Here is an 18,317-nt window from a genome sequence, read left to right as displayed (position 1 = left end):
GCAAATTCACGCCGATGATAGCCGAGCTCAAGGGCCTCTGCCGCTCAAAGGGTCGGTGCAAATATCAGCGCCGTCGGGCGGGTTTGGCCCCAGCATCAGGCGCTCGATCGGCAGCCAGATCGGCGACAGGATGGAGCGCATGGTCGAGCCGATCAGGTCGCCGCGTTGGATGCCAATGCGTTGATTGTTCAGCGTACCGCTGACCCGCAGGGGCGTCTGCAGGCGGAACAAGGCGAAGCCCTTGGCGCGCGGGCGGAACACAAAAGACAGCTCGTCGGTTGCCAAATTGGCAAAGCCGCTGCCGCGCACGCGCACCCGCGTCGTGTCTATGGTCAGGTTGTCCTCGGTCAGCTTGCCGTCCTTGAGGTCGAAGCGCGCCACCACGCAATTCACCTGCGGCTGGCCGCCCGGATCAAACAAGGGTATGAGGTTCAGCACCAGATTGACCGACCAGAGGTTGAAGACATCGGCGCGCAGATTGGTGGGCCACACGGCCACATCGACCCGGCCATTGGCATTGCGCAGCACCGTGTCAAGGGTGGGCGCTTGGCCGGCCAGATCCAGATTCATGCTGAAGAGGCCCTGCACATTGCCTTCGCGGCCCATGCGGCGGGCGATGATGCCGTAATCAAAGCGCTCGATTGCAGCTTTCGCCTCGAACTCAATTTGCTCGCCGGTCGGGTCAAACGTGGCCGTTAGCCGCATACCGCCGCCGGGTAGATTGACGAAGGCGGGGTCCAGGCGCAGGCGGCCATCTTTGAGCTGCAGGTGCAACTCGCCGTCGGCCAGCCGATCGCTGCCGGAGAACACCTCGCGCGCGACAACATCGATATTGGCATCGAAGCGGCGCAGGAAACCTGCGCTCAGCAAGCCCTCGGTGCGCCTGGCCAAGCGGCTGACTTTGCTGCGCAGGCTGACGATGGCGTTGCCGGAAAGCTCGGCAGCGGCGCGATCCTCGCGGCGCGCGTCCGTTTGCTCGGGGGTGAGTTCGGGGGTTGGGAAGTCGGCCAGTTGAACGCTGCGCCCGGACAATCGCGCATCCAAGCGCGGCCGCGGCCCGCTCAGGTCGATGCGCCCACTGCCGCCGAGTTGGCTCTCGCCGACGCGCAGCCTCAGCTGTTCCAACTCGTAGCCATCGGCCGTCATGCGTACCGGCCCGCGCAGCCGCCAGGGGCCCCATGGCGGCAGATTGACCCGGGTCAGCGGGGTCAAGCTGTCGAGCCGATCGCCGCTGATTTCAAACGTCAAGTCGCCCTCGCGTCCCAGCGGCAACGCCACCCGCCCTTCGAGCTGTAGCAGCGTGCCGGCCCCCTGAGCCTCCAGCCAGAAGGGCAAGCGCTCATCGACTTGTGTAAAGCCCGCCAGCGTACCGACGCGCAGGCCGAGCTTGAGCGGCGTTTGGTCGACGCGGCCCTCCAGCTCCAGCCACAAAGGCTGACCGGCCGCTGCATGGATGAAAGCCTTGTCGACCTCAATGTCGGTGACCGGCCGCCGCCCCGCGCCGAGCAGGCTGACGCTGCCGCCGCTGATGCGGGCATCGAGCTCGGCCTGGCTGAGAAACTCGCGAACGCTTTGTCCCTGACCACTTAAATTGATCTTCACGGCCTCTGCCGTGCCATTGATGGCCTCGGCTGCGCCGAGCCCGCGCAGCAGCGCGCCGATGTCAATTGGGCCGCTGGAGAGTTCCAGCTTGGCGCTGACCTGCTCGGCGCGCGGGTCCAGCTCGACCAAGCCTTGCAGAGCTTGGCCGGCGACCTTGACGCCGAGGGCCGAGGCCAGCACGCGCCCATCGCGCAGCCGGGCTTGCAGGTGCAGGTCACGCAGATCGGCCAGATCGGCCCGGTCCAGCACGACCCGCTGCAGGCTCAGGTCGAGGTCGGCGTCGGGCAAGTCGAGGGCGGAGGCAAACAAGGGTGGGTCACGCCGGTTGCTTGCGCGGGGCGAGGGGCTGGGCCGCAAGCTCGAGAGCTCGGCCACATCGATCAAGGGGCTTTGCAGTGTGGCTTTGCTGGCTGGGCCGGCTGCAGTGCGGCTGAGCCAGCCGTCCAGATGCAGCTCACTGCGGCCGACCATCAGGGTGGATTGACTGAGCCGCAGCGCCGTGTCGCTGAGTTGCAACTGCCCGCTGAAATTGACCGGCAGCTTGGACGACGGCGCGACGCCCAGGTAGGGCGCCAGCGCGCCTGAACTAGGCGCCTGCAGGGCGAAGTTCAGTGCAGTTTCACGCCAGGCTCGCAGGTTAAGGAGGCCGTCCAGGCGTAGGCTCATCTTCGACGGCTTCAGCTTCAGTTCCAGCTCCAGCGGCGAAGCGAGTTCGCGCCACAGCTGCGCCAGCGAGCCGGCGCGCAAGGACAGCATGGCTTGTTGCCCCAGCCAGCTGCCGCTGGCTTGGCCGTGCAAGCGCTCACCCCGGCGGGCCCCCAGGGTCAGGCGATCAAGCGCGAAAGTGATTGGCCTTGCAGCGGAACTGCCGTCGCGCCGCGCCATGCTGACTTGTGCCGCCGCCGCATCCAACGACAATTCAAGCTCGGTCAGCATGGCCTCCAGCGTCTCGCCGCTGCCGGCCAGGCGCAGGTCCAAGCGCCCGAGCTGGCCTTGCAGGTCTGGCGAAGTCTCACCCTGGTCCAGTTGCTGCAGCAAGGGGCCGAGTGCCAGGTCCGCCGCGCCGACTTGCAGCGCAATACTTGGGGAAGCCGGCCGGGTGTCTAGGTCTAGGCGGCCGGCCAAGGGAATGCCGGCGGCATCCGCCTGGAATGTCAGGCCAGCGGTTTGCCCGTCACTGCGCAGCGCAATGCCGGCAGCGCGGATTTCCACCGGCAGCCCAAGCCAGCGCTCCACACCTAAATCCAGCTTGAGATCCACACCGGCCGGCACCAGGCGGCGCAAGGCAAAGGGCTGCGCCGCGCGTTCTGTGCCTGTCACCGAGCCTGCCTCCCCCGATGGCAGCCAAGGCCGCAGATCCAGCGTTGCAAAATTCAAGGTGGCGCTGAGCTGGGGGCGTGCTGAGTCGAGCGCGAGTGTCATTTGACCGGCCAGCTCGGTTTCGCCGAGCCTGACGGACAGCTCGGTCAAATTGATGGTGCGGGGAGCTTGCTGGTCAAAATGGCCCTGGGTGCGCAGGGTTGCACCGTCGAACTTGCCGTCTAGCTTGAATGGCCATTGCGGTGCGCCGGCCAGCAGCAAGGGCAGCGGACCGCCTTCGAGCGAGATCGAAAAGGGGGCTTGCGCGGGCCCGTGCTCGCGCGAAAAAGGCGCTGACGCATGACCACGCAAGGCGAGCTGCAGTGGCTGGCCCGCAGGGGCGCTGCCCGTCAGCTCATCCAGTGCCAAAGCAAATTGCTGGGCGCTGGCGAAATCTTGGTAGTGAAGGCTGAGCCCATGCAGCGTGAACTGCCCGATGTCCAGCTCGGCGGGCGGGCGGGCCGGATCGCGTGCGCTGTCGCTTGCCCAGTTGTCGCGGCCGTCGGCGCTGCGCTCAAGGCGCAAGCGGGCGTCGCTGGCCTCAATGCGGCCCAACTGCAAGCGGCCATGCAGCGCTTGGCCCAAATCCAATTCAGCCCGAGCATCGGCCAGCGTGAGCAAGTCTGTTTGGCCAAAGCCGGGTGCGCTTTGAATCCGCAGCTGCCCCATGCGCAGACCAAGCCCCAAGTCCCGGCGCAGTTGCAACTCCATCGCGCCTTGCAAGAGCACCGGGCGGCCCAGGGCGGCGGACGCATGGCGTTGCGCGAGCTCGCGCCAGGCCGAGGCGTCGAAAGCCAGCTCCAGCATGAAGGCTGCGAAGAGCATCAACACTGGCAGGGCAAGCAAACCCGCGCCCAGCGCAGCCAAACGGCGCCAGTTCAAGCTCAAACCCCGCGCTCCAGCTCAGCGCTGCGGGCGCGGCAAATCGGTGGCAAAAAGGGCTTTGGCAAACGCTTCGCGTGCCCGGCGTTGGCTGTCATTGATGAATCATAAATGACAGCCACTGTGGCAAAAAGGCCGAGGCCGGCCGCGACCCGCCTTGCTAACGCTTGAATCGCAGTGCAAGTTGCGTACACTAGTTCTGCTTGCTTGGTGCACTCTGCACATGGCCAGCGATGTGGTGCCTGCTGAGGCGCTTGCCCAAGCGCACACCCTGTTGTGTTTCCACCGAAGTCCCGAACAGTAGAAAGATTACTTCCATGAACAAGAGAAACTTCCTCGTTACCGGCGCATCTTTGGCTGCCGTGGCGTTGTTGAACACCGCTTGCAGCACCACCGGCGGCGCCTCGGGTGACCCGGCGGCTCAACGCGCGGCAATCGACGCAGCGGTTGAGAGTGCCTTGGCTCGTTTGTTTCAAGAAAACTCCAGCGCCAAGGAGTTGGTGGCTTCTGCCAAGGGCGTGTTGGTGTTTCCTAACTTTGTGTCTGCAGGCTTCATCGTTGGCGGCGCCAGCGGCACGGGCGCCATGCGCAAGGGCGGCAAGAGCACCGGCCATTTCCGCATGACCGAAGCTTCGGTCGGCTTCCTCGCCGGCGCGCAATCGCAGGGTGTGTTCATCTTGTTCATGACGCAAGAAGCCTTGAGCCGTTTTGAAGCCAGCCGCGGCTGGACGGCCGGTGTTGACGGCTCGATCACCATGATCAATGTCGGCGCCAGCGCCAGTGTCTCGACTCAAACTGCGCAGCAGCCCATCATTGGCTTCATCTTGACCAATGGCGGCCTGATGGGCAATCTGAGCCTGAACGGCAGCAATATTTCGCCTTTGACTTTCAACTGATTGCCAGCTCAAACCTTGGCCCGCCCCTTGGCGGCCTGGCTTGACTGAGGCATTGGTGCCGGGATTGCGGCAGACTGCTGACACCGCTGCCGAGGCGAGCGCTGAGCCGGTCGATATCGTTTACCTGTGGGTAGACGGTAGCGACCCCGCTTGGCGTCGCAAGCGGCGGCGCGCTGCTGCGCGCCTGTGTGCGGGGCACCGCGATGCCATGGCTGTTTATGGCAATGTCGAAGGGCGCTTTCGTGACAATGATGAGTTGCGCTACAACTTGCGTGCATTGGAGCGGTACTTCCCCGCACATGGTCATGTTTATCTGGTCACCGACGGGCAGCGCCCGTCATGGTTGAAGGCGTCGGACCGGCTCACCGTCATTGACCACAGCGCATTGATACCGGCAGGCGCTTTGCCGACCTTTGACTCCGGGCATATCGAGTCATACATCCACCGAATCCCGGGGCTGTCGGAGCGCTTTCTCTATTTGAACGACGATGTTTTCTTGGGCTCACCGGTCAGTCTGGATGACTGGTTCTGGCCCGGCGGCATTTACACCGCTTGGTCGGACGAGGCGTCGGTCAGCGATGAGCCGATGCGCGCCGATGGCACCGCGCTGATGAATGCCTGCCGACTCTCGCACCATTGGCTGAGTGCCAGCGAGGCGCGGCCTGTGGCAGAGTATTTGCCGACCTTTCGCACCTTCGCCCATGCGCCGCGGCCGATGCTGCGGTCGGTGATGTTCGAGTTGGAGTGCTTGGCACCCGACTTGTTCGGCTCGGTGCGCTCCACCGTGTTCAGGGTTTGGAACAAGCCCACGATCGTGTCGGACTTCGTGATGCGCTGGTCGCTCAGCCGCGGGCGCGCCAAACTGCGCAGCTACACGCATTTGTTCTTGGCCACCGGTGCTGCGCATGATGACGCCGAAGCGCAGGCTGCGCTGCAAACCTTGGTCGCATCGGAGGGCAAGCTGGACTTCTTTTGCCTCAATGACACCACCGATGACGCGCCTGCCGACGACCCTCGCTTGCTCCGCGCGCGGGCCGCTTTGCAGCAGATGTTCGCGGCGCCGTCGAGCTTTGAGTGGGCCGGCTGAGCGCCTGTCCGGCTTCTGTCCGCAGGGTGTCCAGCGGCTGTCCGCGGACATTGCTTCAGGCCCGCAGTCATCGCTAAGTGACTGATTCTGTTGAGACGAGCAGGCCGTGCGCGGCTGGCACAAGTCCTGCGTAGAGGAGGGCAGGGGCGGCAAATCCTCGCCGCCCCGCCATCCAAGGAAGTCCTATGTTTTTGTCTCGCCCACTCGCCGCCCTGGCGGCCACGGTATTGTTGAACTTGGCCACCGCGCCGCTGGCTCAGGCGCAAAGCCAGGCCGATATTGGCCTGAATCTCAGCTTGAGCAAGGCGCTGGCCGGCAGCCAGACGCCGGCGATCGCCGCCATGGCCTTGCGTGACGGCAAGATCACCCAGCAGGCGGTGGCCGGCCTGCGCCGCAACGACGGCAAGGAACTCGCGCAGCTCGATGATGCCTGGTTGATCGGCTCCAATGGCAAGCCGATCACCGCCGCCTTGCTGGCGAGGCTGGTGGACCGAGGTGTCTTGAGCTGGAATGCACCGCTGGATAGCCTGTTGCCGGAGCTGACAGAGCGGATGAATGAGCAGTACCGCAAGGTGACATTGATCGAGTTGCTGTCGCATCGTTCGGGCTTGCCGGAGAACTTCAGTGACGAAAGCTATTTTGAAACCTTTCACAGCGATAGCCGGCCGCTGACCGAGCAGCGCCTGGCCTATATCAGCCGGGCGCTGTCGGAAGCCCCGGTGGCGCCGCCCGGCAGCAAGGTCAGTTATAGCAATACCGGCTTCATCATCGCGGCCGTGATCGCCGAGCGCGCCACCCACAGCAGCTACGAGGCTTTGATGCAGCGCGAGGTGTTCGAGCCTCTCGGCATGACACAGGTCGCCTTCGGCACGACCAAGGCCGGTCAGAACTGGGGCCACACGCAGGGCAAACCCATCAGCAAGGCGAGCGACAGCAACCCGTTGATGTTTGCGCCGGCCGGCAATATGAATATGCGCATGCGCGACTGGGCCAGCTTTTGCCTGGACCAGCTCGCGGCCAGCCAAGGCGGTGGAAAGTTGCTGAGCGCTGCGTCCTACCGCTTGATGCAGACGGTACTGCCGTCTGGCGCCGGCACGGTCGGGTGGGGTGTGCAAGACAGCCTGGCAGGCCGCAAAGGCCCGGTGCTGATGCATGGGGGCTCGGACGGCAACTGGTTCGCGTTGGTGGTCTTGTTTCCCGAGTCCGGCCGTGGTGTGCTGGTGGCGGCCAACGCCGGACCCGATATGGGCGCGGACAAGGCCGTGCAAGAAGTGGTGATGAGCTTGCTGCCCGAGTGAGTTGTCCAGAGCGGCTTGAAGCCCCGGGCCTTCTTTCAGGCGGCGCGGTGCATAAAGGTCGTCAAGGTCTCGGGCGGCGGCTGTACGCCGGCCTGGAACAAGATGCGGCCGACCGCACCGCGGTGGTAGCCGCCATGCGTGATCAGGTGCATCAGCATTTCAGCCCGCGCCATGCGGCCGGCCTTGCCATCAATGAAGATGAAGTCCACTGGTTCGGCCAACTCCGCCTCACTGAGTCCGCTGACATAACGTTCCAGCCACTGGTCGGCGTTTTGCTGGGCTTGGAACAGATCGGCCAGCGCCGGGGTGTCCGGCGTGTTCAGGCCGGTATAGCCATGCGCCAGACCTTGCAGATTGCCGTGGAAGATCTTGTCCACTACATAGATATGGTTCAGCACACGGGTGGCGTTATGCCGCTCTTGCGCTTGGCTGCTTTCATTCAATCTCATGACGAGCGGAAACAGGTCCTGATTGGCCCAGGCCTTGAAGGCGAGCAGTTTGAGTAGCAAGGGTTTGATGGACATGATGAGCGTTGTGGTCTTGATTAAAAACTAAGCAAATCTTTGAGTTCGGCCGCATTGCGGCGCGAAATCTCCAAACGCTTGCCGTCGTTCATGGTGATCTCGAAGCCGTCGCGTATCGACTCCTCGATCCCACTGATGGCTTGCAGATTGACGAGATGCTGGCGGCTGGCGCGAAAGAACTGTTGGGTGGGCAGGCGTTCTTCAATTTGGTTCAGCGACTTTTTAACATAGGCGCTCTTGCCGGTGCCGGCCGGGTCGGCAAAAAACACCCGCACATAGTTCTTGCAGCTCTCGATATAGCGAATCGAGGCCAGCGCGACCAGGTGGCAATGCTCGCCGTCCTTGATGAATATTTTGCTGTTGAGGTCCAGCGCCGGGCGGGACTGCGCCCGCACACCTTCGGGTTCGGCATTGGAGTCAATGCTCAGCTTGTCCACCGCCTGCGCCAGCCGCAGCGAGCTGATGGGTTTGAGCAGGTAGTCGACCGTGTTGAAGTCAAATGATCGGATCGCGTGCTCGGAGTAGGCGGTGGTGAAGACGATGCGAGGCGTGTAGTCAAGCTTTTCCAGCAGATCAAAACCACTCTCGCCGGGCATATGAATATCGAGGAAGAGCAGGTCCGGCCGTAGCTGCTCAATCAAGAGGCGCGCAGTTTCGGCGTTATCGGCCTGGCCCAGCACCTCGACTTGGTCGGCAAACTCGCCCAGCATGCGCACCAGGCCTTCGCGGGCCAAGCGCGAGTCTTCAATCACCAGCGCTCTGAGTTTCTTCGCCACTATGCAAACTCCTTGGGCAGACTCAGCTCGACCTGAAAATGCTCAGCCTTGCGTTGAATTTTGAGCGCCGCCCGATCGCCGTACAGCAAATGCAGGCGGCGCTCGATATTGGGCAGGCCCAGGCCCAGCCCCTGCCCTGACCCCGGTGGCGCGCTGGCGGTATCCGGCCGTGAGTCGTTGCCGACTATGAGGCGCAGGCTGTCGCCGCCATCCACCGCCGCCACGTTGAGCGTGCCGCCCTGGGGCAATTGGTCGAGGCCATGTTTGATCGCGTTCTCGACCAAGAGCTGCAAGACCATCGGTGGCAACAGGCAGTTCAACAGCCCGGGCGCCACGCTGAGCCGGAAGTCCAGGCGCTCCTCCAGTTGCGTGCGCATGATGGAGATGAAGGCCTCGATGATGGCTAACTCTTGGCTCAGACGGGTCTTGTCTTGCTGGCTGCTTTCCAGCGAGTAGCGCAGCAACTCGGCCAGCGCCACGATCATCGCGTCGGCGCGCCCGCCATCTTCATGAATCATGAAGCGGATATTGTTCAGCGTGTTGAACAGAAAATGCGGGTTGAGTTGATGGCTCAAACTGCTCAGTTGCGCGGCCTTCAAGCTCATCTGCAGTCGCAAGTTCCGGAGTTCGCCCTCGCGGGCGCGCTGCGCGGCCGCCGCGCTGATATAGACAAAGGCCCAGGCGCTGATGAAGAGCTGGGCCTGCAAGCCATTGCTGAGGATGCTGCGCAGCAAAAATTCCGCCGTCTTGAAGTCAGCCCGCCCACCGCTGATCTGGGTCCAAAAAAAAGGCATCACCATGGCCGCCACCACCGCCATTACCGCCACCCCGCTCAGGCTGCTGTAGCCGATGATGACGGGAATCAGCCGACCCATCGCCAGGCCTGCCCAGCCGCGCCGCAGATAGGGCCAGCGAAAGCCCAGCACCGCCAGCGTGTAGGGCGGCATCCAGGCCAGGGTGGACGCCAGGTTGTTGGCGTCCAGCCGACCGAACAAGACGATGCTGAGCAGCGTCACTGCGGCGATGAAGCCCATGGCCGCGCCATGGTAGAGCCAGAACTGCCGCTCGCGAGGGAAGAACTTCATCGGCTTATGGCTGCTTTGCTGGCTAGGTGATTGGGAAGCATGGCGGGAGGATTGTCGTGCTCATTGCGCGCTCACCACAGCCGCACACGCGCGGCGGCGGGCTTGAACATCTTGTCGCCGGCCTGGGTGCCGAAGGCCTCATGGAAGCCATCGACATTCTGCGCCGAAGCGTTGGCGCGGAACTCGTTCGGCGCATGGGGATCGGAGCTCAGCAGTTGCAGCGTGCGCTTGTCGCGGCGTTTGACGCGCCAGCTTTGCGCGAAGCTCAGGAAGAAGCGCTGCTCGCCGCTGTAGCGGTCAATCACCGGCGCTGCCCGGCCGCCCAGGCTGGCTTGGTAGGCCTTGAAGGCGATTTGCACGCCGACCAGATCGGCGATGTTCTCAGGCAGTGTCAGCTCGCCGTTGACGGTCTTGCCGGGCAAGGCTTCCAGCGCATTGAATTGCGTCACCAGCCTAGCGCCGAGCGCCTCGAAGGCCTTGCGGTCGGCCTCGGTCCACCAGGGTCGCATCACGCCGTCGCCGTCGAATTGGGCACCCATATTGTCGAAACCATGGCTGATCTCGTGGCCTATGGTCGCGCCGATGCCGCCGTAATTGGCTGCGTCATCGGCCTGCATCTCGAACAGCGGCGCTTGCAAAATGCCGGCCGTCATATTGATCTCGTTGCCCATCGGGTCGTAGAAGGCGTTGACCTCCAGTGGCGACATTGCCCAGGCCTTGCGATCCATCGCCTTGCCAGCTGCCGCGGCCTTGTGTTCCCAGGCGAAACACTTGGCGCGCTGCTGGTTGCCGAAGGCATCGCCGGCGCGGACTTCCAAGGCGCCGTAGTCGCGCCAGCTGTCCGGGTGGCCGATCTTGGCCTTGTATTTGGACAGCTTGTCCAGCGCGGCCGCCTTGGTGGCGGGCTCCATCCAGCTGTTGGCTGCCATCAGCTGCTGGTAGGCGGCCAAAACGCTCTGGAAAATCGTCTCGACCCTTTGCTTGTGCGCAGGTGAGAAGTGGCGCGCCACATATTGCTCGGCCAAGGCGTCGTTGAGCGCCTCGCTGACTTGCTCCAGGGCGCGCTTGGCACGCGGCCGGTCGAGCTGGGCGCCGGTGATGGCTTTGCCGTGGAAGGCAAAATGCGCCGCGCGAAAGCCCGCAGGCAAGACTTGGGCTGCCGCGTCCAGGCTGCGCAGCGTGAAATAGGCCTGCCAATCGGCCAGCGGCAACTCGGCGAAGAGCCGGGCGGTGGCGATGGCCGTGTCCAGCTGGGTGACGGTGACCTTGTCCTCACCCGAGATCTTGGCGGCGGCCAAGAAAGACTGCCAGTCGAAGCCGGGGGCTTGGGCTATGAGCTCTTCGGCCGACAAAGGGTTGTACATCTTGGCGGGGTTGCGAGCCTCGCTCAAGGGTGTGTGCGCTTGGGCCAGGCGAGTCTCCAGGCTCAGCACGCGCAGGGCCAGATCGGCTGGCTTTGACAGCCCGGCGAGACGGGCCAATTCGGTCAGGTATGCCAGGTAGGCGGTGCGGGCGGTCGTGAATTGGGCGTCGTCAAGTTTCAGGTAGAAGTCGCGGTCCGGCAGACCCAAGCCCCCCTGCCAAGCCATTACGCGGTTCAGGCCTGGATTCATGAAGTCGGCAAAGCCTCCCCAGAGCCAGATCGGCGTTTCAATTTGCCCCTGGGCGCGACCTGCCCACGCGGCCAGTTGCTGCGCCGTCTTGAGCGCGGCGATCTCGGCCAGCAAGGGCTTGATCGGAGCCAAGCCCGCCTTGTCGATGGCGACGGTGTCGAGGTAGGCGGCGTGATAGTCGCCGATCTTCTTGGCGTTGGAACCCTTTGCTTGGGGTTTGCTTGCGAGTTCTTGCAGAATGCGGCGGATGCGCTGGTCCACCACGGCCGGCATATCGGCGCCATAGACCTCTGCCTTGTCGGCGGGAATGCTGCCGGACTTCAGCCAACTGCCGCTGCTGTGGCGATAGAGATCGTCCTGGGCGCGAACCGCCTGGTCGAAGCCGGGCAGGTCCAAACCGGACTGGGTTTGCCCGGCCCAGCTTGGCGTGGCAAAAGCGGCAAATTGAGTCAGTAAAGCGAGGCAGCTGAGCTTGAGCGCGGTAGACGGTTTCATGGGAGGCGGCTTTCATGTCGAAGAAGGAGGGCCTTTCAGGCCCTCGGCGCCGCCAGTGTCTAGGCGAGCCGCTCGCCTGGGTGAAAAAGGTGCCGAGCGGCTAAAGCTGGGGATAAGCGGCAATTTTGTGCATCAGGGCAATGAGCTCGCGCCGTCTTCAGGCATAGTTAGTCGTTCTGTCCAGCGTGAGATCCATGCTCCATGCAATCTGCCCCGCTCCGCGATGACGAAGCCCGAAGCTTGGCTGCGCTGCGCGCGCTGGAGGTGCTGGACAGCGGCGCCGAGGCGGAATTCGATGCCTTGGTGCGGGCGGCCTCTATCGTTTGCGGGGTGCCGATTTCTTTGATTAGCCTGATCGATGTCGAACGGCAATGGTTCAAGGCCAATATCGGCCTGCCGGGCGTGCACGAGACGGCGCGCGATCTCGCGTTTTGCGCGCATGCGGTCTTAAGCGATGACTTGTTTGAGGTGCCCGACGCGACGCAAGACCCACGCTTTGCCGACAACCCGCTGGTCAGTAGCCGGCCCGATATTCGCTTTTACGCCGGCGCACCGGTGCGGCTCCGCGACGGCTCGCGCATTGGCACGCTGTGCGTGATTGACCGCCAGCCCCGCAGCTTGACCGAGGCGCAGCGCCAAGTGCTGATGGAGTTGGCCATGGCCGCCGCGCAGGCCTTGGAAGGTCGGCGGGCCATGCGAGCGCTTCAACAGGTCTCGCGCGAGATGGCTGAAAGTGAAGCACGCTTTCGCCTGCTCAGCGAAAGCGTGCCGATCGGCGTGTTCGAGATCGATACCGAAGGTCGCTTCAGCTATGCGAATAAGCGCCTATTGGATATTTTTGGGCTGCAGCAGGGTCAGAACTTGGACTGGACCGACATGGTGCATGTCGAAGATCGCAAAGCGGTGGCGACGCAATGGAGCGAAGCCCTGTCCCTGCAGCAGGGCTTGGACGCTGAGTTTCGTATTCTGCGTGCCGATGGTCAGGTCAGGCAGGTGCGGGCCAACGCCAAATTGAAGCTGAGTTCGGCCGGCCTGCCCAGCGGTTATGTAGGCACGGTGGATGACATCACCGAATCGCGCCTTCAGCAAGATGCACTGCGCACCAGCCAGGCTTTTCTGGACCGCACCGGACGCGTGGCGGGCGTGGGCGGCTGGGAAATTGATCTCGCCAGCAAGCGCCTGTTTTGGTCCGATGAAACCTGCCGCATCCATGGCCTGGAGATTGGCCACAGGCCGAGTCTCGAGGAGGCGCTGGATTTTTACACGCCCGAGGCTCGCCCGCAGATCAAGCAAGCGGTGGAGCGGGCAGCGGCAACCGGTGAGGGCTTCGATCTTGAACTGCCGCAGCAATTGCGCGATGGACGCAAGATCTGGGTCAGGTCGGTCGGCTCGGTCGAACTTGACGGCGAGCGCCCCGTTCGTCTGACCGGCGCCTTCCAGGACGTCACCGAGCGTGTCAACGAGCGGCTGGCGCTGGAAGATGCCCATGCCCAGATGCAATTGGCGACCGACAGCGGCGGCATCGGCATTTGGGTCTGTGACTTGTTGCAAGGCAGCCTGAAATGGGACGCCTGGATGTACCGTCTGTATGGCCAAGAACCCGGTGCGCAAGATGTCTCCTACGATTTGTGGGCGCGCTATCTGCACCCGGACGATCGCGCGGCCGCCGAACTGAGCTTGCAAGAAGCCATCGAAGGGCCGCGCCCCTTTGCGACGGAGTTCCGCATTGTTTGGGCAGATGGCTCGGTCCACCACATTCGCGGCTCGGCCCTGATCATGCGGGATCCCTCGGGGCGGGCCATGCGCATGGTGGGCGTCAATTGGGACACCTCCGAGCATCACCGCATTCAAGCCGAGTTGCGTGAGGCCAAGCTGGTGGCTGAGGCCGCCAGCAAGGCCAAGAGCGAGTTTCTAGCCAATATGAGCCATGAAATTCGCACGCCGATGAATGCGATCTTGGGGATGTTGACGCTGCTGCGCAAGACCTCGCTGAGCGAGCGCCAGGCCGACTACGCCAGCAAGACCGAGGGTGCTGCGCGATCCTTGCTGGGGCTGTTGAATGAGATTTTGGATTTTTCCAAGGTCGAGGCCGGCAAGATGAGCTTGGACCCGCAGCCCATGCGGGTCGACCATTTGCTGCACGAGCTGTCGGTGATACTGGCGGCCAATGTGGGCGCGAAGAAGCTGGCGCTGGTGTTCGATATCGACCCGGCCTTGCCGCGCGACCTGGTCGCCGACTCGATGCGTTTAAAGCAGGTGCTGATCAATCTGATCGGCAATGCGATCAAGTTCACCGAACAAGGCGAGGTGGTGTTGAAGATCCAGGTCTTGCAGCAGGACCCGGACTCGGTGCGCGTGCACTTCGCCGTGCGCGACACCGGCATCGGCATTGCGCCGCCAAACCAAGCGCGCATCTTCACCGGATTCACGCAGGCGGAGGCCTCCACGACACGGCGTTTTGGCGGCACCGGCCTGGGCCTGGCCATCAGCCAAAACCTGGTCGCGCTGATGGGCGGTGAGCTGACGCTGCAAAGCGAGCTTGGGCGCGGCAGCTGCTTTGAGTTCAGCTTGAGCTTGGCGCGTGGGGATGCCGATGCAGAGCTCGTGCCCATGACGGGCGTTGCGCCGATCGAGGCGAATAGGCTGGCCGGCATGCGCTTGTTGCTGGTTGAAGATAACCTCAATAATCAGCAGGTCGCCGCTGAGTTGCTGCGCGGCGAAGGGGCAGCCGTGCAGATTGCCGGTGACGGCCAGCAGGCGGTGGCGGCCATCGCTGCCGATGTCAGTGCTTTTGATGTGGTCTTGATGGACTTGCAGATGCCGGTGATGGACGGCTTTGCCGCGACCCACCATCTGCGCGAAGTGCTGGGCTTGCGGGCCTTGCCCATCGTGGCGATGACTGCCAATGCGATGCGTTCGGACCGTGAGGCCTGCTTGGCCGCCGGCATGAATGACCATATTGGCAAACCTTTTGATCTAGATGAATTGGTGCGCGTGTTGCGCCGGCATGGTGGGCGTGCCAGCCTGGGCGGGGTCGACCCGGCTGCCAAGCGGCGACCCGAGCTTGCTGCCGAGCTGATGCAGGCGGCAGACGCGGCAGCGGTGGATCTGCCAGCCGCGCTGCAGCGCATGGGCGGCAAGACCCCAGTTTATGCACGCATGCTGCACAACTTCACGGCCGACCTGCCTCTCATGCAGGCGCAGCTGCGCGAGCATCTGGCGCAGGCCGACGCCCAGTCGGCCGCGCGCTTGCTACACACGCTCAAAGGTGTGTCAGCAACCCTTGGCGCCGGCCAGTTGGCGGCGCTGGCCGGCAAGGCGGAGGGGGCATTGCTGCAGGCCTTGGCCAATCAGGGTGCTGCGGGGCCGGTGCCTGCAGCCTTGCTGCTTGATTGTGTCGAGAGCAGTTGCGTTGCCATGGCTTGCGCTGTTCCTGGCTTGACTGAGCTGCTGCGGCTGCTGCAAGAACAAGCCGGCGAGGCTGGCGGGCTTTTGATCGCAGGCTTGGGCGCCTTGACGGAGATGCCGGCGGCGCAGCGGCAGGGCTTGCTCGAGGCACTGAGCGACTTGTTGCTGCGGCTGCAAGATTCGGACATGGACGCCTTGCAAATGATGTCCGTGTTGCAAGCACGTTATGCCGGCGTCTTGGGCGGTCGCCTGCAGGTCTTGGATGAGGTGCTCGGGCGGCTTGAGTTTGATGCGGCGATCGCGCCTTGCCGGGCCTTGCTCAACGAGGTGCAAGAGGCTGCGCAATGAAGCCTGGGGGCTCGCTTTGGCAGACAGTTTGTGCCGCTAGGCTGCTGCTCGGTCTGGTCTGCTGCCTGGCTGGGCAGGCAGCTTGGGCGCTTGAGCCGGGTCCCGTCCTGCTGTGCTTGACCGAGTTCCCGCCCTTCAACAGTGAGCAATTGCCCAAGCAAGGCCCTTTGATCGAGCTGGCGGCCGAAGCATTCAAACGTGCCGGCCGCAACATCGATGTGCAATTCATGCCCTGGGCGCGCGCCCTCAAGGAGGCCGAAGGCGGCCGCTGTGGCCTGTTCGGAATCTGGCGCAATGCGGCACGTGACTTGGTTTTTGACTACTCCAAACCCATTATTCAGATGGAGCTGGGCTACTTCGGCCGGCGTGGTGTGGCCCTGGAATTCAATGACCCCAAGGTCTTGGCGGGTTTGCTGATCGGGATACAGCGCGCCACTTATTTGCCGCCCGTGCTTGACAACAAGAATTTGCGTTTTGATGTCGGCAATGATCTGCTCAGCAGCATGCGCAAGCTGATCCGCGAGCGGGTTGACCTGGCCTATGGCAACAGGGCGCTGGGCCAGTACTTGCTGAATACCGACAAGGAGCTGGCGGCCGCCGTGGAGTGGAAGACGCCCGCACTCGAGGTCAAGGATCACTACCTGGGCTTTGCCAAGAATTACGAGGGCGGCGACGCCTTGTTGAAGGCTTTCAACAAGGGCTTGGACAGCATGAGGGCGGACGGCAGCTACCGGAAAATTCTGAGCGCGGGCGGGCTTGACATGCCGCGCTGATGGGTCGCGCTAGTGGATCTCGCTGAATCGGCGCGCTGAACTGCCTGGCTGAACTGACAAACTGAGCCGCCAAACAAGACCTGTTTGAACGCCGGGCCGAAGTCCAGCGAGAATGCGCCACCCCTGTTTCGCCCATGGTTTAGAAAACCTGCCCCGCTCGCCACTTCAGGAATCCATCTTGTCTGCTCAATCTAATTTCTTGGCCCGCATTCCTGCCGGTGCCGGCGTGCTCTTTTTCGTGCAGATGTTCTCCACGCTGGCCTACGCGGTGCTGTATTCCAGTCTGGTGCTGTACATGAACAAGCATCTGCGCTTTCCGCCCGAGCAGGCCGCGCTGATGATGGGCGTGTTCGGCGCCTTCAATTACGGTCTGCATTTGTTCGGCGGTTATCTGGGCGGGCGTTTCTTGAGCAACCGCAACCTCTTCGTCGGCGGCATGGTGCTGCAAGTGCTGGGTTGCGCCGCGATTGCCGGCGGCACCAGCGCCTTGCTCTACTGGGGGCTGGCGCTGTTCCTGGTCGGCAGCGGCCTCAATGTGACCTGCTTGAACATGATGCTGACCCAGCGCTTTGCGCCCGAGGACAGCCGCCGCGAGGGCGCGTTTTTGTGGAACTACGCCGGCATGAATATCGGCTTCTTCATCGGCTTCACCATGGCCGGGCATTACCAGCTGAGCGAGAGCTATAGCAGCCTGTTCATCTTCGCCACCGTCGGCGGCGTGCTGGCGATTGTGTTGTCAGCGTTGTTCTGGAAGACCTTGGCCGATCTGGACACGCCGCTGATGCATGTCAGCGCGGCGCAGTTCCGCCTGCGCTTTGCCGCCGGCGTGGCGATCTTGCTGGGCCTGGTGCCGGTGCTCTGGATGCTGCTGCAAAACCCCAAAGACACCGACACCTTGTTGAAGGGGATTTGTGCCCTGGTTGCAGCGGCGCTGGTGTTCATCACCATCAAGCATCCGGATGAGCCTGAGCGCCGGCGCATGTGGGCCTATCTGATTCTGACTCTGGGTTCGCTGATGTTCTGGTCGCTGTACCAGATGGCGCCGAGTGGCCTGCAGTTGTTTGCCGTCGGCAATGTGCGCCTGGAGTTATGGGGTTATGTGATCGCGCCGCAATGGGTGCAAAACATCAACACGCTGGTGATCGTGATCGGCGGGCCGCTGCTGGCGGCCTGGTTTGCGCGGCTGCGCGAGCGCGGCTGGCCGATCGATATTCCGCAGCAGTTCGCCGCCTCGCTAGTGCTAATGGGCCTGGGCTTCCTGGCCTTGCCGCTGGGCATCGCGCTGGCGGACGCGCAGGGTCAAGTGGCGTTCTCCTGGCTATTCACCAGCTATGTCTTACAAAGCGTCGGCGAGCTGCTGATCTCGCCGGTCGGCTACGCGATGATTGGCCGCCTGGCGCCGCGCCAATACCAGGGTGTGATGATGGGCAGCTGGATGCTGGTGACGGGTCTGGCCTCGTTGTTCGCAGCCGATTTCTCCGGCATGGTGGCGCAGCCGGCCGACAGCACCGCCTTGATCAGCAACCCGGCCTATAGCGCGCTGTTCACGCAGCTGGGTGCGGGCTCGGTGGTGGTGGGGCTGGTGTTGGTGGGCTTGATCCCGGCGCTGCGCCGGCTGATCGGCGAGCCGGCTAAACCCTGAGCCAAACCACAAGATTGGGCAGAGCTGAAATGACTTTATGCGATAGTGCCCGCAAGCAAAAACCAATAGTCATTGCACTTCATGCGCAGCAAGCAGTTTCTTCTTTGTACCGCTCTCTTTGGCAGTTTGGCCGCGCCACTGCCCGCGCTCGCGCAGGTCCGAACCGAGCCGTTTGAAAACCAAAGAATCGAGTCCGTTCAGGTCACGATCGACAATCCAAGCCCAGACGCGGCGCTGAATTCGCGGGTCGAGGACCTGGTCAGGCGCACGCTGGCGGCCTACCCCAGCAGCCGCTTTTCCGAGGACCGCTTGATCGCGGCGCTGGCGCGCTTGTCGCGCACGCCGGAGATTCGTGCCACCCGTCACGAAGTCGTCAACGGCAGCACCGGCGGGGTTCAGCTGCGCGTCGCTGTGACCCTGGCCGACGGCGCCGCGCCGCAGGCCGAAGCCAGCCCGCAGTTCCCGACCCTGTACCAGTCGAACGGCACGCTGGTGCGCGCCAAGCTCGAGACGCTGGCCATGTATTACG

The 18,317-nt window shown here is 63.3% G+C and carries 12 protein-coding genes; 7 read left to right on the top strand and 5 right to left on the bottom strand.

The genetic code is table 11. The annotated features are described in order from the left end of the window. Window positions 1–27: 27 nt before the first annotated feature. On the bottom strand, window positions 28–3,849 hold the full coding sequence (locus tag LNV09_RS04100; protein WP_263555809.1) for an AsmA family protein: 3,822 nt from the start codon (window positions 3,847–3,849) through the stop codon (window positions 28–30). A 311-nt stretch (window positions 3,850–4,160) separates the two neighbouring features. Here LNV09_RS04100 and LNV09_RS04095 point away from each other — a divergent pair, with 311 nt between their 5' ends. From LNV09_RS04095 to LNV09_RS04085, 3 genes are all read left to right on the top strand, one after another. After that, entirely contained in the window at window positions 4,161–4,739 is a 579-nt protein-coding gene (locus tag LNV09_RS04095; RefSeq protein ID WP_263555808.1) for a BPSL1445 family SYLF domain-containing lipoprotein, read from the top strand. 40 nt (window positions 4,740–4,779) lie between these two features. Continuing rightward, complete coding sequence (locus LNV09_RS04090; protein WP_263555807.1) at window positions 4,780–5,826, top strand: stealth family protein; 1,047 nt, start codon at window positions 4,780–4,782, stop codon at window positions 5,824–5,826. Between the two features lie 185 nt (window positions 5,827–6,011). Continuing rightward, a complete protein-coding gene (locus tag LNV09_RS04085) occupies window positions 6,012–7,124 on the top strand; it encodes a serine hydrolase domain-containing protein (protein ID WP_263555806.1) in 1,113 nt (370 codons plus the stop codon). Between the two features lie 35 nt (window positions 7,125–7,159). On the opposite strand, the gene LNV09_RS04080 is transcribed toward LNV09_RS04085, so the two are convergent. The 4 genes from LNV09_RS04080 to LNV09_RS04065 all read right to left on the bottom strand — a co-directional run bounded on the left by LNV09_RS04080 (window position 7,160) and on the right by LNV09_RS04065 (window position 11,617). After that, window positions 7,160–7,648: a DinB family protein gene (locus tag LNV09_RS04080; RefSeq protein ID WP_263555805.1), complete on the bottom strand. Its 489-nt coding sequence runs from the start codon at window positions 7,646–7,648 to the stop codon at window positions 7,160–7,162. Window positions 7,649–7,668: 20 nt separating this feature from the next. Further along, on the bottom strand, window positions 7,669–8,424 hold the full coding sequence (locus tag LNV09_RS04075; RefSeq protein WP_263555804.1) for a LytR/AlgR family response regulator transcription factor: 756 nt from the start codon (window positions 8,422–8,424) through the stop codon (window positions 7,669–7,671). Continuing rightward, window positions 8,424–9,509, bottom strand: coding sequence for a sensor histidine kinase (locus LNV09_RS04070; RefSeq protein ID WP_263555803.1), 1,086 nt, complete (start codon window positions 9,507–9,509; stop codon window positions 8,424–8,426). The genes LNV09_RS04075 and LNV09_RS04070 overlap by 1 nt, the downstream gene beginning before the upstream one ends. 71 nt (window positions 9,510–9,580) lie before the next feature. Next, window positions 9,581–11,617 (bottom strand): M13 family metallopeptidase, encoded by a 2,037-nt coding sequence (locus LNV09_RS04065; protein WP_263555802.1) that lies wholly within the window; start codon window positions 11,615–11,617, stop codon window positions 9,581–9,583. A 201-nt stretch (window positions 11,618–11,818) separates the two neighbouring features. Here LNV09_RS04065 and LNV09_RS04060 point away from each other — a divergent pair, with 201 nt between their 5' ends. The 4 genes from LNV09_RS04060 to LNV09_RS04045 form a co-directional block, all read left to right on the top strand. Further along, entirely contained in the window at window positions 11,819–15,373 is a 3,555-nt protein-coding gene (locus LNV09_RS04060; RefSeq protein ID WP_263555801.1) for a PAS domain-containing protein, read from the top strand. Continuing rightward, complete coding sequence (locus tag LNV09_RS04055; protein WP_263555800.1) at window positions 15,370–16,146, top strand: substrate-binding periplasmic protein; 777 nt, start codon at window positions 15,370–15,372, stop codon at window positions 16,144–16,146. The genes LNV09_RS04060 and LNV09_RS04055 overlap by 4 nt, the downstream gene beginning before the upstream one ends. 178 nt (window positions 16,147–16,324) lie before the next feature. Next, window positions 16,325–17,788 carry a peptide MFS transporter gene (locus tag LNV09_RS04050; RefSeq protein WP_263555799.1) on the top strand — a complete coding sequence of 488 codons (1,464 nt, stop codon included), beginning with the start codon at window positions 16,325–16,327 and terminating at the stop codon, window positions 17,786–17,788. 81 nt (window positions 17,789–17,869) lie between these two features. Then, on the top strand, window positions 17,870–18,317 hold a 448-nt coding region (locus LNV09_RS04045), incomplete at its 3' end, for a hypothetical protein (RefSeq protein WP_263555798.1).

The sequence above is a fragment of the Paucibacter sp. B2R-40 genome, from assembly GCF_025717555.1.
Classification (GTDB): domain Bacteria; phylum Pseudomonadota; class Gammaproteobacteria; order Burkholderiales; family Burkholderiaceae_C; genus Paucibacter_A.
This window is presented reverse-complemented; position numbering and strand designations above follow the sequence as displayed.